We start from the raw sequence: 14,846 nt of genomic DNA, 5'->3' as shown, positions 1-14,846 counted from the left end.
GACACCGCATGCAAGACATTAACAGTAGTGCCGTAAAACTGGTGATTGCCGGCCCGGTCGGGGCCGGTAAGACCACCACCATCCGAACCCTGTCAGACTCGGAACCGGTATCCACCGAAATGCCCATGAGCGAGCCGGCCATGGGTGATAAAACCACCACAACTGTCGCCTTCGATTTTTCTACCGTCATGCTGGAGGACGGCCAACCACTGTTCATCTACGGCTTGCCCGGGCAGGAGCGGTTTGAGCACATGTGGTCGATCGTGCTTGAAGGAGCTTTTGGTGTGTTATTGGTGCTGGATGCCAGTGATGAACGGCTTCAGGAAGAATGCGAGGGCTGGCTGGCCGCCATCGAAAAGATTGCGCCGGGCACCCCGGTTGTCATTGGCCTGACCAAAACCGACTTGCTGGCAAAGCCGGACTTGCGATCTCTGCGTGCCAACCTGGCGGAACAGGGGCTGGTTCTGCCCGTGTTCAGCTTTGATGCCAGAGACAAGGCGCAGGCGAACCACATGGTGCGTGCGCTGCTTGCCTCTATAGACTGATCCGCCCCCGGGTTTAATCGAAGCTTGGCAGTTCCGGTTTTACCAGCGGCTTGCCGGCAGCTTCCCAGGCTTCAATGCCACCTGCAATAGACTGAACATGAATGTACCCCATTTCCTTCATGGCCCTGGCTGCCAGGGCTGAACGGCCGCTGTTCTTGCAGTAGATCACCAGGTTCAGGCCCCGGTCTTCAAATGCCGGATCGTTGGTGAGCTTGAATTCCAGAATGCCACGGGACACATTGACGGCGCCGGGAATGTGGCTGGTGTTGTATTCGTCTGCTTCGCGCACATCCAGCAGTACGTCCGCTTTCTTGATGGCGTCGTCGGCCTGGTCCAGCGGAATTTCACGAATTTCCGCACGGGCGGCTTCTACTAGGTCGTGAGCAGTTTTCATTGGCAGGCTCCTGTTGAAACTGGTTTGGTTGTCTGGCAGTAAAGATAGGTGAGCGCTTATATTTCATCAATCTCTAAGGTTATATCACTTCCATACAGGCTTGCTATCAACGGAATGACTGTTTCCTGATTGAGTGGCAAGTGGTGTGGATTGATATATAATCCGCCCCCTCGCAGGAGAGAGGGTGCAGCTGCACCCCGCCGAAGGCGCAAACTCCCATAAACGCTCAGGCCCATGTACTGCGACCTATCATGAACAGCCGACTGGAGAGTGACTGCCCCGTTGCAGTCCACCGAAGGGGCAAGCAGGACACATCCTGTAAACTCTCAGGTATCAGGGACAGGGGGAGAGGCCACGATTACACAGGAGTTCTGTGTGCTGACCTCTGTCTATCTGATTGCTATCACCGCTGAAGCCATGTCCGGGGCCCTGGCCGCCGGGCGCCGCAATATGGATCTGTTCGGTGTGGCGGTTATTGCCTTTCTCACCGCCCTGGGCGGTGGTACGGTCCGGGATATCCTGTTGGGTAACTTCCCGGTTACCTGGACCCAGCATCCCAGTTATATCTACCTCACCATCACCGGTGGCCTGGCCACAATCATTATTGCCCGGTTTATGCGCCACCTGCACCAGTTGTTCCTGGTGCTGGATGCGATCGGCCTGGTGGCATTCACGGTGATTGGCTGCAATGTGGCGCTGCGCCTGGGCTACGAAACCCCGGTGATTGTCATGTCCGGCATCACCACCGGCATCTTTGGTGGCATTCTGCGTGACATCATGTGCAACCGCACGCCGCAGGTGCTGCGCCATGAGCTCTATGCCAGCGTGTCGCTGGTGGTGGCGCTGGTGTATCTGGTGTTGGTGCGCAAAGGGTTCCATGAAGACGTTACCCTGCTGGCGGCGTTCAGCCTGGGCTTGTTACTGCGTATGTGTGCCATCCGCTGGCAGGTTTCACTGCCGGTGTTCAGCTATTCCAATGCCCGGTGGCAGTGAAGGATTCTGTTACGGCAGGTTCTCCCGCCAGTGTTTTACGTGTACCTGGTCTTTGATGGCGTCGATCACCTCCAGGATCAGGGTGATCAAAGCCTCTTTCTCGCCCTCTTCGGTCAGCCCTTCGCCGGGCTCCGGCAGGAACACGTTAACGATGTCTTCAATAAAGGCATGGTTGGTGGAGGAGGCGAGGTCATCCAGGATCTGGTGCACCACGTTGGCCACAATGTCACCCACCGCATTTTCCAGGGTGTCCTGGATGGTCGGGCCCACGACCGGCAGGTACTTCAGGCGTGACAGTTCCAGGTTCTGTTTCAGGGCATGGTCAACCCGGTTTTCCAGGTAAACCCGCAGCGCACCCCGATTGGGGATATAGCCCTGCTTCGCTGCCTGGGCGACCCTTTCGGACAGCCAGTCAGACAACATTTCCCGTCGCGGGAAAAGGATGTCATTCTGGATACGCTCGAACAGGGGCGAACCACGTTTCACCTCATCCTGCACGCCGCTCAGCACCTTTAGCACAATCCGGTCAGACAGCTCTTCCATAAAGGCTTCGTAGTAGAAGATGACAAACCGGTACAGGCGGGTGCTGGTGAAGTCGATGATCTTGTACTGGTGCAGCCGGTAAATAATGGAAATAATCCGCAGCACTCGCAGAAAGCGGAGGCTGCCTACCGGAATACACCCCACCAGGTCGTACCAGTGGATGAACGGATAGAAATACCAGCGGTCATACACCCGGGCCTTGATGGAGTAGCCCCAGCGCAGGACAAACTCGCCCAGGAAGATCGACACGAAGATCAGGTCATAGAAAATGAAGCGTTCGTGGATGGGGTGGTAAAGCTCCTGAATGGCCGGGGCGTAGTCTTTCAGCAGGTTTTGTACGGCTATAAAGTTATAAATCGAGTCCCAGATAATCAGCGCGAGATTGAGGATCAGCAGCCCCAGCATCACAAAGTCGATGATGAACCAGATCAGCTGGTGGCTGGATTTGAGGTTTTCTCGGTTTATCTTGAGCATCCGGGCTACCTTGGGGCCTACAATATCAAAGCTAAGTGACTGGAAGGTTAGCCTATTCAGTCGGTAAACTCAGCAACCTGTTTCAGGGAATCAGCCCGGACACCGGATCGGACGCCATTAAAACCAGCATGCTGTTAGCCAGAACCTTACAACGCCTTGCCACCATCAGCCCGGGCCTGGTGATGCTGGTACTTACCCCTGCCGTATTCGCCAGCCAGGTTCGGGTGGAGGTCGAGGGCGATGTGGATAACCTCCAGGACAACGCCCAGATCTTTGTTGGCGAAGTGGAAGGCCGCACTGCCGATGGCTTGCGCCGTTACGCCAACACCGCCATTGCCCAGGTGAAAGAGGCGGCCCGGGCGCTGGGCTATTACAGTCCCGAGGTACGCTGGAAAGTAGAAGAAGCCGGCGATGAACCGGCGGAGCTGGTGCTTACCCTCATTCCCGGCGAGCCGGTGCTTATCCGCTCCCGCAATGTGATGATCGAAGGGCCGGATGGTGCACAGGAAGACTTCCGGCAGAACCTCCCGAAAACGCCTGCACAAGGCGATGTGCTGCACCATGGCCGGTACGATGCCCTGCGCCAGTCTATCCAGAACACGGCCAATAGGCTGGGCTATTTCGATGGCGAATTCCTGACCCGCCGGCTGGAAGTGGATCCCGCCAAAAACGCCGCTGACATCACCCTGGAGTACCAATCCGGCGAACGCTACCGGCTGGGCAAGGTCACCTTTCTGGAAGGCCACGAGTTCGAACAGAACCTGCTGGAGCAGTTTGTTACTTTCGAGTCCGGTATTCCGTTCCATGCCGATGAAGTGGCAAAACTCAGTAACGACTTGTCCAACAGTGGCTATTTCTCCGGGGTGGATGTAGATGCCGCGCCGTCAAAGGCAGAGGACCGGGTAATCCCTGTCGATATCGCCCTGACGCCCCGGCCGCCGCGCTCCGTGGCCGCCGGTGTTGGCTTTTCGACAGACGTCGGCCCCCGGTTCCGGGGTAACTGGCGGGAACACTACATTAATCCCATGGGGCACCGCCGGGGCGCCGACACCGAACTGTCCGAGTTACGCCAGAGCGTGAGCGGCTGGTACGAGCTGCCGCTGGACCCGCCCATGACGGATGCCATCCGCCTGACCTCCGGTTATCAGCGCGAGCATATTGAAGATGTGGAGTCTGAACGGCTCACCTTTGGCCAGCAGTGGAGCCACCAGCTGGACAACGGCTGGATGCAGATATTGTCCATGCGCTGGGAAGGGGAGCGCTTCAATATTGGTGAGGAAGAGCAGGGTAACTCCAGCCTGTTATTGCCGGGTGTCAGTTATTCCAAGCTGCACGCCAACTCGCCGCTCGACCCGTCCCGGGGGTATCGCCTTCAGTTCGACGTGACCGGGGCCCATCGGGCGGTGATTTCGGATGCCGATATCCTGCATGTGAACTTCCTGGCCAAGGGGCTCTATACCCTGGCCGGCAAGCACCGCTTTCTCGCCCGCTTCAATTTCGGTGGCGTGGCCACCAACAGCTTCCGGGATGTTCCGCCTTCGTTGCGCTTCTTCGCCGGTGGCGACCAGAGCGTTCGCGGCTACGGCTATGAAACCCTGGCACCCAAAGACTCGGATGATGTCGTTATCGGTGGCCGTTACATGGTGGTGGGAAGCGCCGAATACCAGTATGAGTTTGTCCGCAACTGGCGTGTGGCGGCCTTTATTGATGAGGGTAACGCCGTGGATGATGTCTTTGATCCCCTGGCCACCGGCGTGGGTATGGGCATTCGCTGGGTGAGCCCGGTGGGCCCTTTGCGCCTGGATGTGGCCAAGGGTATGGATGACCAGTTCGGCGGCGGCTGGCGGATTCACTTCTCCATGGGGCCGGAACTGTGACCGAAACGAATCAGACACCTCCGCAGCCGGAGCATGGCGTAGCGCCAGCCAGACCGCCCCGACACAAACGCTGGTGGTTCTGGCCGCTGGTGATTGTGTTGCTGGTGTTGCTGTTGCCCTTGGTGCTGGTGGCTATTGTTTTGCTGGCGCTGCTGACCGATACCGGCACAGCCTGGACCATCGACCAGATTCCCGGGCTGCAAACCGAGGCGGACCAGGGTTCCCTGCTGGGCCAGTGGCAGGCGGAACGGCTGGAATGGCGCGGCTATGGCGTGGAAGTACTGTTGCTGGCGCCGGAAGTGGACTGGTCTCCCAGCTGCCTGTTCGAAAAGACCCTGTGCCTGGATACCCTGAAAGCCGAACAGATCGATGTCACGGTTCAGCCCTCTGATACCGCGGAAGACACAGAACGGGGTGACATCAGCCTGCCCGCTATCAACCTGCCGGTGGCGTTGGTGGTGGGTGATGTACAACTGGGGCCGTTTAAGCTGAACGGCAGCCCCATCTGGGACAAGGTGGAGCTGCGCAGTGAAGCATCCGGCGCCAGCCTTACCGTAAACCACGCCCTGTACCAGCTGGGCGAGATCCGGGTGACTGCCAGTGGCCGCGCTGAAATGCGCCGGGATTGGCCGGTGGATCTCGATGTTACGGCACAGTTGCCACCCCCGAGCGGAGACAGCTGGACGATCGCGGCCAACCTGGCCGGCAGCGTGCGGGATCTTCGGGTATCCGGAACCAGCAGCGGCTACCTGAATGCACAATTGAACGGCACCGTGCAGCCGCTGGCAGCGCAGTTGCCGGCGGCGCTCACCATTGAGTCAGAGAGCTTCCTGGCCTACGACACCCTGCCGGAAACCCTGACCCTGGAAAACTGGGTGGTGTCGCTGGACGGTTCCCTTGCCAACGGCTTCCGTACCCGTACCAGTGCCAACCTTCCCGGTACAACCGGCACCATCGAAACCGTCATCAGGGGCCTGGTCACAACCGGTGGTGTCGACAACCTGGTCCTGACCATGACCGGGCCGGCGGCCAGTGCGCCCTCTGGCGAACAGCCCGACGCTCCGGGCACCCTGGAAGTTCAGGGCAGCGCGAGCTGGTCTGGTGGCCTGCAGGCAGAGGCCGACCTGGTCCTTGACCGTTTCCCCTGGTTCGGACTGATTCCCGGGCTGGAGCCGCCACCGGTTGCCGTGAACCGGCTGGAAGGGAATGTTGAGTACAACGATGGCAACTACAACGCCGATTTACAGGCGGCGGTGAGCGGTCCGCAAGGCGATGCGGAGCTTACCGCAGCCCTGACCGGGGACCTGGAAGCGGTTCGCATCACACAGCTGGATATGACCACCGGGGCAGGTTCCCTGACCGGCGATGCCGAACTGGCCTTCGCGGATCAGCTGGCCTGGCAGGCCCGGCTGCTGCTGGATCAGTTCAACCCTGGCTACTGGGTGCCGGTGCTGGAAGCCAGCCTCAACGGTGAGGTCAATTCCGAGGGCCGGCTGGTGCCGGACAGCCTGCCGGTAATGACCGCCGACTGGGACCTGAAAGGTCGCTGGCAGCAGGAGCCGGCCACCGCCCGGGGTAAACTTAGCAGCGACGGCACCGACTGGCGCGTGCAGGATCTGCTGGTGGCGATAGCGGAGAACCGGATAGAAGGCGAGGGGCGCTACGGTGAGAGCCTGGGCGCGGGCCTGACTGTGAACCTGCCGCAGCCGGACCGTCTGCTGCCCGGCCTGGCCGGTCGCTTCTCGGCCAGGGTGGACCTGGCGGGCTCGGCGCAGGATCCCACGGGCAAAGTGACGCTTGATGCCAGTGAATTCGAATGGCAGGACCTGCTGCGCATTGAAAACATGGAGCTGGATGCCAGCCTTGCCAGTGGCGGTGTGCTGGATGCCAGCCTGAACGCAGAAGCGTTGCGTGTAGCTGGGCAGGAACTGGCTGCGGTGACTGCAGACCTTGATGGTACCCGGGCGGATCACCAGCTGGCGTTGACTGTGCAGCACCCGGAAGCCTCGGTGGCGCTGACGTTCGCCGGCGCCCTGGGTGAAGCCTGGAACAGCTGGCAGGGCGCCTTGGCCCGGGGCGAAATCGATGTGCCCGGCCCGGAGCAAACCTGGCGGCTGGAAGCGCCGGCAAGCCTGGATTACACGGCTGACGGCGAAGTGTTGTTTGGCGCCCACTGCTGGCGCTGGCAGGCCAGCTCGGTGTGTGCTGAAGACCAGCAGCTGCTGCCGGATACCCGGATCGCCTATCAGATTCGCCAGTTCCCCATGCAGGCGCTGGCGCCGTTGTTCCCGGAAACCTTCCGCTGGCAGGCGTCCCTGAACGCAGACATTGACCTGGCACTCACCGAACAGGGCCCGGATGGCCTGATCAGTCTTGATGCTGGCGGCGGGGCCTTCGAATTCCTGATCCTGGATGAATGGGAAACCCTGCAGCATGAATCCCTGACCCTGGAAGCCCGGCTGAAGCCTGAATCCGCAGAACTGGCCATGGCGCTCCGGGGCCCCGAACTGGGCAGCTTTGACCTGGAACTGGCGGTGGACCCGAATACCGAAAGCCGGCCCATCGATGGCCGCTTCAACCTGAAAGATCTGAACCTGGCTTTCCTGTCGGCCTTTGCCGGCATTGAAGAGGTGGCCGGCGAGGTCAATGGTCAGGGGAGTTTGTCTGGGCCGCTGTTCCGGCCCCAGGTGCAAGGAGAACTGGCGCTCACCGACGGCCGGGTGTTCGACCCGGGCCTGCCGCTGCCCATGGAAGATATCGTGCTGGTTCTGGAATTTCTGGGCAGCCGGGCCGACATCAGCGGCCGTTGGAAGAGTAACGATCGCAGCAGTGGCGAGCTGGGCGGTTACCTGGACTGGCAGGATGAACCTGAAGTCCAGCTGAATATCAGCGGCGAGCGGCTGCCGGTTTCGGTCGAGCCCTATGCCCGGGTAGAAGTGGGCCCGGATCTGACCATTGCTTTCCGCGCCGGTGAGCTGGCGGTGTCAGGCCGGGTGGATGTGCCCCGGGGTGATATCGAAATCAAGGGCCTGCCGCCATCGGCGGTTTCGGTATCCGAGGACGAAGTCATTGTCGGTGTCGAACAGGAAGAGCCCGCCATTCGCACCATGCTGATGGATATCACCGTCGTGGTGGGCGAAGACGAAGTATCCTTCAATGCCTTTGATGTGACCGGCAACCTGGAGGGCACCCTTCGCATTGGCAACAACATGGATACCCGCGGCACCCTGCAGTTGGTGGACGGTCGCTACGAAGCCTTCGGGCAAGACCTGGACCTGCGCCGGGCTCGGATAATCTTTGTGGGGTCACTGGCCGAGCCATACCTGGATGTGGAAGCCGTGCGCACCGTCGATACCGTTGTGGCGGGTATTCGCCTGAGCGGGCCGGTGAACGCGCCGACCACAGAAGTGTTCTCGGAGCCGTCCATGCCCCAGAGTGATGCACTGTCTTACATTATTCTTGGCCGGGCACCCCAGAGTCAGGGCGATGAAGGCCAGATGAGCCGGGCGGCGATTTCGCTGGGGCTGAACCAGGCCAGCGGTATAACCCAGAGTATCGGAGACGAGTTGGGTATTCGTAACCTGACCCTGGAAGCGGAAGGCTCTGGCGACCAGTCTGCCGTAGTGGCCAGTGGTTACATTACCGACGAGCTCAGCCTGCGCTACGGGGTGGGTATTTTCGAGCCAATCACGACCGTGGCGCTGCGCTATGACCTGGGCAAGTATTTCTATCTGGAAGCGGCCAGCGGGCTGGCGGCCTCCCTCGATATCTTCTATACCCGCAATTTCTGACCCGGTTCAGTCCAGTTCGAAGGTGGCGCTCACGCTGGACTGAATCTCACGGGGGCCCACGCTCGAGACGGTATCCCGGGCGGACTTGGCTTCTGCCATCATCATCGGAACGGGCCGGTGCCCACCATTGATGTTGATAGACACCACCTCGCCGCAGGTTTTGTCCAGCTGCTCCGCCACGAACTGGCAGCGGTTTCGGGCGTCCTCGATGGCCCGGGCCAGCGCCTGCTGCTCAAGCCCCTGCTCGTCGGAATGGAAAAACTGGTGGCTGCCAAGGTTGTACTGGAGGCCCAGTTTATTGGCCTGCTCCAGCAGCGGGTTCAGCAGTTCCAGGTCATTGATCGAGAAGCTCACGGTCTGGCTGGCGACGGAGACCCGTTCCGGCTCCTTGCCTTTCTCCTGAACCGGCAGGGTGCGTGTATACAGGTTTACATCCGCGTCGGAGTAGTCCTGCAACTGGTCTCGCCAGTTTTTGATGGCGCTACGCCACTTGTCCATGGTGTCGGCTACCTGGGCGGAAGCCTTTTGCGGTTGCCTGTGTTCCGCAGAAACGGAGAACTGCAGGCGGGCGCTGTCCGGGTTGTAACGCACCACGCCTTCACCGGTCAGGCTGGCTTCGCCGGCATTGGCAGTCAGGGGCACGGCCGCAGTCGCTAACAGGGCGGCGGTCAGTGCCAGGGGGTGTTTCAACGATACCATCATCAAACTCCTTATTGATCAAAGGCCGAATATCGGCTTTCCAGTCTTTCCAGTTTTCTGCCCCGGGCGGCGTGCACAAAGTGGCTGAAAATGTGCCGGTGCCCGGTGTGGTAAAGCAGGTATTCCGGATGCCATTGCACGCCCATCAGCCACTGGGCTCCGGTGTTTTCAATGGCCTGTACGAACCGGTCGTTATCCAGCGCCGTTACCCGCAGGTTCCGGCCCAGCCGTTTGATGGCCTGGCTGTGAATTCGGTTGGCGCCAATCACCGTGGCAGGCATCAACCGGCCCAGCCGGCTGTCTTTCACCAGTTGTACGGTTTGCAGGGGCAGCAACAGAGGCCGGTGGCGGGTATGTTCCCGCAGCGGAGTTACGTTCTGGCACAGGGTGCCGCCGTGGAACACATTGATAAACTGTGCGCCCCGGCAAATGCCCAGCACCGGAATATTGATGGCTTCGGCCTGAACCAGCAGCCGGTGATCGGTGGAATCCCGCTTGCGATCGTACCGGGCCGTTACCTGGGGCTGTTGCCCGTAAAGCTCCGGGTGTACGTGGGTGCCGCCGGACAGCACCAGCCCGTCCAGCAGGGACACATCGGTATGACTGCCGGGGCGAATGTAATGGGTGTTGGCACCGTGCAGGCGCAGGGCCAGGTTGATCAGCCGGTGCGCCAGGCTTCTTCGCACCGGGCCACTGATGCCGATAGTCAGCCCCGGTTTCTCCGGCAGCTCTTCTGCCATCGGCATGTCGTTGCCCTGATAATCAGACATAACCGTGTTGTTTCAGCCAGTTGTCCGTGGTCTCACGCCAGGAGTGGGTGAGGTTGTGGAAGCTGAACTTCTGGGCCTCCCGGAACCGGCTGCGTAGATCGGCCAGGTCTTCCGGATGTGCGGCCAGCTGCTCCAGTACCACCCAGTCATTCCACACCGTGGAGAAATGCCAGCGCGGGTTGTCGATGTCGCAGTCCGGCAGACGATAATGCAGGGTAGGGCGGCTCTTGATCCTGGGGTCCTTCACGTAGCCTGCCAGCAGTTCCTTGTCGAGATGGGCGAACAGCGGCAGCAGGTCCAGGGCCTTGTTGCGGGTGGGGTTGTAGTGCAGGTAATCCCGCATCAGGGTTTCCAAATCCGGGCGATAGTCATCCGCCATCAGCTTCTCGGTATACCGGCTGCTCCAGGGTTCGATATAGGTGGTGAACTTACGGCTGATATCCAGCTGGTGCCGGGCTTTAAGCCAGTCGTAAAGGGCAGCAAAGGCTTGCAGGTAGGCTATCAGGGTAGCGGGTTCCAGGTCCGGCAATTCCGGGTTCAGCTGAAGGCCAAAGGCAAAGTAGATGGCTTCACGGCTACCTTCGGCGCCCAGTTCCCGTAGCTCATCCATCAGGGTTTCGATCAGCTCCAGTTTCGAGAACGCCAGTGGCGGGCCGACAATCTCAAGCGGAACGACCTTCTCGGCAGCAAAGTCGATCACATCCATGGCATGGCTGCCAAGCTCCCGGATGGATTGCGGCAGGCGTTCGTCGTCCAGGTCCAGCTCCTTGATGGGATCGGAGTCCAGTTCGATGGTAAAGCGGCCATGTTCGGTGTCCAGTGCGGTCACGTAGCGTGAGGTCAGCTCCGGCGATCCGCCGAGCAAGCGGGCCGCATGCTGCACCAGTTGTTCGTAACCGAGCCCCGAAAGCTCGATTTCGACCCCTGCGCGGCGTTCTTCACCTTCGTGGTTTTTCAGTCTTTCCGGCATCTTGCAACGATTGGCTGCGTTCATGGAGTGTTTGCATCCCCTTGCTTCGTTTCAGGTCACCTTAACACAGGCTTGCGCCGTGTCCCGTTACCCAAAGGAAAGAAACTGCACAGGGACTTTACACTGGATAAAACACTGTATATAGTCAAATCACTGTATAAAAAACCAGGACGAACAACCCCGGAGAAAAAGCATGAAGCTGACCGCCCGACAGTCCCAGGTGCTGGATATTATCCGGCGATATCTGGATGAAACCGGTTATCCGCCCACTCGCGCAGAAATCGCTGCCGAGCTGGGTTTCCGCTCGGCCAATGCGGCGGAAGAGCATCTCAGGGCGCTGGCTCGCAAAGGTGCGATCGAGATGGTGCCGGGCGCCAGCCGCGGTATTCGCCTGCCGGAGGCTGAGCCGGATCTGGGGTTGCCGGTCATTGGTCAGGTAGCAGCGGGTAGCCCGATCCTGGCGCAGGAGCATGTGGAAGACCACTGCACCCTCAAGCCCGACTTCTTCTCGCCCTCTGCAGATTACCTGCTGCGGGTTCGGGGTATGAGTATGAAGGATATCGGCATCCTGGATGGCGACCTGCTGGCGGTGCATCGCACCCAGGATGTTCACAATGGCCAGGTAGTCGTGGCCAGGGTGGGCGAGGAAGTTACCGTTAAACGCTACCGCCGTGAAGGCTCAAGGGTCTGGCTGATTGCGGAGAACGAAGAGTTTGCTCCTATCGAAGTGGATCTGAGTGAGCAGGAATTGTTTATCGAAGGTCTTGGTGTGGGTGTAATCCGGCGCTCCGATCTTCACTGAACAGGCAGGTGAGTTATGGAACAGTTGAGCTTCAATCAGAACATGGCGTTTCATCCGGCCGCAGTGGCACCGGCGCAAGCGATCTCTGCGGGCCAGCGCCCGGCAAGCATGCGCCGGCCTGCAGGTGGTTCGGCAGCGGGTCATTCGGGCCTGGGCGGCAATGTGACGGAGATTATCCTGCCGGAAGGACAGGTAGAGAACTTTCAGCTGTTATTGCCCATGCTCACCCAGCTGAACCAGGAAAAGCGCTGGCTGGCGTGGATTGATCCGCCCCAGGCGCTGGTGGCCAAGTGGCAGAAGATGCACGGCATTGTGGCGAACGAGATCCTGGTGCTGCGTTCAACCGCGGAATACCCGGCCCAGCAGCTGGCAGAGCGCGCCCTGGGCGCAGGTACCTGTCATGCGGTAGTGCTCTGGACCAACAAGCTGGGGCGCGCCGCCTTCGATTCACTGCAAAAGGCTTCTGCGAAAGGCAACAGTCACGGGGTGATTTTGCGCCAGCGCTGAGGGCTGGCGCAGTATCGGTCAATGCAGGGTATAGCTGGGCTGGGGGTCGATCGCGTCGCCGTCTTCTTCATCCCAGTCCATGTCATGGCCCATGTCGTAGTCGATATTGCCGGCGGCTTCAATGCCTGCAGCAATCATGGCCTTGGCCACGTTCATATCCCGGTTCTCCATCATTTCCCGGGCTTCTTCGGAAAAAGAAATGCGCACCAGTGGGGCGGCATCATCGTCTATCCGGCGCAACGCGTAGTCGCCGTCAGAGAGTTGTACAATTTCAAAAAACGATGGTGACATTCGTTAAACCTTTGTCGTCATTCGGGTTGTTTCGGTGCAGTCGTGGTCAGGGCTGTTACCACTCGCCGTGCCGCTCTTCGAGTTCCCTTGCAAAAATGGCCATGGCTGCCCTGGTCTGTTCCAGTGCCTGCAGGGAGCGGTCCGGGCCTTCTTCTGCGGCTACCGCAATAATGTTGTCGGCAGAGACCGTCTTTTTCTGCGCCGGTGGTTGGCCCAGGGCCTTGTCCAGCTGAACCAGGTGGTTCCACCAGCTGTCCCGCTGCTGCGCGAGGCTGTCGAGAGTTTCGACTTCCGCCACGTCGTAGTCGAACAGTGCCTTTAACTCGGCCAGGCTGTGCGGCGTTTCCGTCTTTTTCTGGTGCAGCCTTGCGACCATCGTCAGCAGTACGTCGCGGGCTCGCAGCAGGACTTCTGCCACTGCCTGGGACCGGGCTTCTCCGATCACGGCTGCCGGCAGTCCGGTGCTGGCAGCATTGCTGGTTGTTGGCTGGTCAAATTCCCGGATCAGTACCTGGGCCAGGTACAGTTTTTGTGAAACCAGTGAATACCACGTTGAAGCCATGCAATACCTGCCCACATGCAGTGCCGGATGATCAGTTGCCCGCCTGAAGACCACACCCTTCTATATCCATCAGGCCAAGCGGCTAATAGTATCATTTTTGTCCACCCATTTCCTCCCCTTTGATGGTTGCTGTTGATACAGGTGCCTGTTCACAAGAAACTACAAACCTTCACTTGAAACGGGCGTTTGAAACTGGCAAAAAGGCCCCAATTCGGGCGAAGGTCGATCGCCCGACCATTCAGAATGGAGGTTGAGGGATGCGAAACCAGTTGGTTGCGGCGGTTACCGCAGCAGTAATGGGGTTGTCCGGATCCGTTGTGGCAAAGGTTTCACCTGCCGAAGCAGAGCGGTTGAACAATGAGCTCACACCGGTCGGTGCCGAACGCGCCGGTAATGCCGAAGGCACTATTCCGGCCTGGAACGGTGGCCTGGCAACACCACCGGCAAACTGGCGAGAGGGAACCAAGGAGATTGATCCGTTCCCGGAAGACAAGCCGCTTTATACCGTTACTCGCGATAACATGGACCAGTACCGTGATGTGCTGTCGGATGGCCATATCCGGATGCTGGAACAGTACGGGCCGGAATTCTTTATGCCGGTTTACCAGACGCGCCGGACTGCAGCCTTCCCCGGGCATGTCTACGAAAAGTCTTTCGAGAATGCCTTGAGCGCAGAGCTGCTGGATAACGGCAACGGCGTGCGCAATACCATCATGACCAGTCCGTTTCCCATTCCCCAGAGCGGGCTTGAGGCGATCTGGAACCACATTCTCCGTTATCGGGGTGAAGAGGTCTCGTTCCGCAGTGCTTCCGCCACGCCCCAGCGGGATGGCGCCTACAACGAAGTGGTTAACCAGTACGATTACTACTTTGCCTACAGCCGGATTGGCGCCGAACTGGCAGATATCGACAACAAGATCTTCTACCTGAAAACCGAGACCATCGCGCCCAGCACCCTGGCCGGCACCATCACACTGGTGCACGAAACTTTGGACCAGGTCCGTTCACCGAGGCTGGCATGGCGGTATGATTCCGGTTCACGGCGTTTGCGCCGGTCACCGAACCTGGCCTACGAGACAGATCTGCCCAACTCCTCGTCGCTGCGTTCCGTTGACCAGAAAGACATGTACAACGGTGCCCCCAACCAGTACGACTGGGAGCTGAAAGGCAAGCGGGAACTGCTTGTGCCGTACAATGCGTACAAGCTACATGACGACAACATTCGCCCCTCGGATGTGATTCGCCCGAACCACATCAACCAGGAGCTGACCCGCTACGAGTTGCACCGGGTCTGGGTAGTGGAAGCCAAGCGCCGCGTTGGTATTGGCCATATCTACGATCGCAGGGTGTTCTACATTGATGAAGATAGCTGGCAAATCATGGCCTCTGAAGAGTACAACGAAGAGGGTGAGCTGTGGCGCGTGTCGGAAGCCCACAACATCAGCTACTACAGTGTGCCGGTGCTCTGGACCACCATGGAAATGACCTACGACCTCAAAGCGCAGCGTTATTACATTGATGGCCTGGATAACGGTTACCCGGCCTACGATTTCGATCCGGGCTTCCGGGGTAATGAATTTACCGCCTCGGCGGCACGGCGGGCAGCACGACGCTGATACCTGACAGAG

At 59.5% G+C, this 14,846-nt stretch carries 14 protein-coding genes and 2 riboswitches; of the genes, 7 read left to right on the top strand and 7 right to left on the bottom strand.

Features of this window, described 5'->3' with window-relative positions; all coding sequences use genetic code 11:
* Positions 1-8: 8 nt before the first annotated feature.
* Positions 9-545, top strand: coding sequence for a GTP-binding protein (locus AQ621_RS02815; RefSeq protein ID WP_082640870.1), 537 nt, complete (start codon positions 9-11; stop codon positions 543-545).
* Between the two features lie 13 nt (positions 546-558).
* Here AQ621_RS02815 and AQ621_RS02810 read toward each other — a convergent pair whose 3' ends face one another.
* Positions 559-939, bottom strand: coding sequence for a rhodanese-like domain-containing protein (locus AQ621_RS02810; protein ID WP_058340173.1), 381 nt, complete (start codon positions 937-939; stop codon positions 559-561).
* A 163-nt stretch (positions 940-1,102) separates the two neighbouring features.
* Positions 1,103-1,191: riboswitch (glycine riboswitch) on the top strand.
* 1 nt (position 1,192) lies between these two features.
* A riboswitch (glycine riboswitch) is annotated at positions 1,193-1,292 on the top strand.
* Positions 1,293-1,314: 22 nt separating this feature from the next.
* Here AQ621_RS02810 and AQ621_RS02805 point away from each other — a divergent pair.
* Positions 1,315-1,932 (top strand): trimeric intracellular cation channel family protein, encoded by a 618-nt coding sequence (locus tag AQ621_RS02805; protein WP_058340172.1) that lies wholly within the window; start codon positions 1,315-1,317, stop codon positions 1,930-1,932.
* Positions 1,933-1,941: 9 nt separating this feature from the next.
* Here AQ621_RS02805 and AQ621_RS02800 read toward each other — a convergent pair whose 3' ends face one another.
* On the bottom strand, positions 1,942-2,949 hold the full coding sequence (locus AQ621_RS02800) for a hypothetical protein (RefSeq protein WP_058340171.1): 1,008 nt from the start codon (positions 2,947-2,949) through the stop codon (positions 1,942-1,944).
* A gap of 182 nt (positions 2,950-3,131) precedes the next feature.
* On the opposite strand from AQ621_RS02800, the gene AQ621_RS02795 reads away from it, so the two are divergent.
* Complete coding sequence (locus AQ621_RS02795) at positions 3,132-4,826, top strand: autotransporter assembly complex protein TamA (protein WP_058340443.1); 1,695 nt, start codon at positions 3,132-3,134, stop codon at positions 4,824-4,826.
* The gene (locus AQ621_RS02790) at positions 4,823-8,617 is read left to right on the top strand and encodes a translocation/assembly module TamB domain-containing protein (protein ID WP_227508205.1); all 3,795 of its coding nucleotides are present in this window, start codon (positions 4,823-4,825) and stop codon (positions 8,615-8,617) included. The genes AQ621_RS02795 and AQ621_RS02790 overlap by 4 nt, the downstream gene beginning before the upstream one ends.
* Before the next feature lie 6 nt (positions 8,618-8,623).
* Here the strand turns inward: AQ621_RS02790 and AQ621_RS02785 are convergent, their stop codons facing one another.
* From AQ621_RS02785 to AQ621_RS02775, 3 genes are read right to left on the bottom strand one after another with little or no spacing between them, the layout of a single operon-like run.
* Complete coding sequence (locus AQ621_RS02785) at positions 8,624-9,319, bottom strand: SIMPL domain-containing protein (RefSeq protein ID WP_227508204.1); 696 nt, start codon at positions 9,317-9,319, stop codon at positions 8,624-8,626.
* Between the two features lie 8 nt (positions 9,320-9,327).
* Entirely contained in the window at positions 9,328-10,086 is a 759-nt protein-coding gene (locus tag AQ621_RS02780; RefSeq protein ID WP_022988739.1) for a gamma-glutamyl-gamma-aminobutyrate hydrolase family protein, read from the bottom strand.
* The gene (locus tag AQ621_RS02775) at positions 10,079-11,080 is read right to left on the bottom strand and encodes an amidoligase family protein (protein ID WP_058340170.1); all 1,002 of its coding nucleotides are present in this window, start codon (positions 11,078-11,080) and stop codon (positions 10,079-10,081) included. Before AQ621_RS02775 ends, AQ621_RS02780 begins: the two co-directional genes overlap by 8 nt.
* A 169-nt stretch (positions 11,081-11,249) precedes the next feature.
* On the opposite strand from AQ621_RS02775, the gene lexA reads away from it, so the two are divergent.
* Positions 11,250-11,858, top strand: a complete 609-nt coding sequence (gene lexA / locus AQ621_RS02770; protein ID WP_036219354.1) for a transcriptional repressor LexA — start codon at positions 11,250-11,252, stop codon at positions 11,856-11,858.
* Positions 11,859-11,873: 15 nt separating this feature from the next.
* On the top strand, positions 11,874-12,365 hold the full coding sequence (locus AQ621_RS02765; RefSeq protein WP_058340169.1) for a cell division inhibitor SulA: 492 nt from the start codon (positions 11,874-11,876) through the stop codon (positions 12,363-12,365).
* 18 nt (positions 12,366-12,383) lie between these two features.
* Here the strand turns inward: AQ621_RS02765 and AQ621_RS02760 are convergent, their stop codons facing one another.
* Positions 12,384-12,656, bottom strand: coding sequence for a hypothetical protein (locus AQ621_RS02760; protein ID WP_022988742.1), 273 nt, complete (start codon positions 12,654-12,656; stop codon positions 12,384-12,386).
* Positions 12,657-12,711: 55 nt separating this feature from the next.
* A complete protein-coding gene (locus AQ621_RS02755; RefSeq protein WP_058340168.1) occupies positions 12,712-13,218 on the bottom strand; it encodes a DUF6586 family protein in 507 nt (168 codons plus the stop codon).
* A gap of 257 nt (positions 13,219-13,475) precedes the next feature.
* Here AQ621_RS02755 and AQ621_RS02750 point away from each other — a divergent pair, with 257 nt between their 5' ends.
* Entirely contained in the window at positions 13,476-14,834 is a 1,359-nt protein-coding gene (locus AQ621_RS02750; RefSeq protein ID WP_058340167.1) for a DUF1329 domain-containing protein, read from the top strand.
* Positions 14,835-14,846 lie beyond the last annotated feature (12 nt).

Source organism: Marinobacter sp. P4B1 (genome assembly GCF_001447135.1).
GTDB classification, from domain to species: Bacteria; Pseudomonadota; Gammaproteobacteria; order Pseudomonadales; family Oleiphilaceae; genus Marinobacter; species Marinobacter vinifirmus.
The sequence above is the reverse complement of the archived record's forward strand: the minus strand, read 5'-3'. Positions and strand labels throughout refer to the sequence as shown.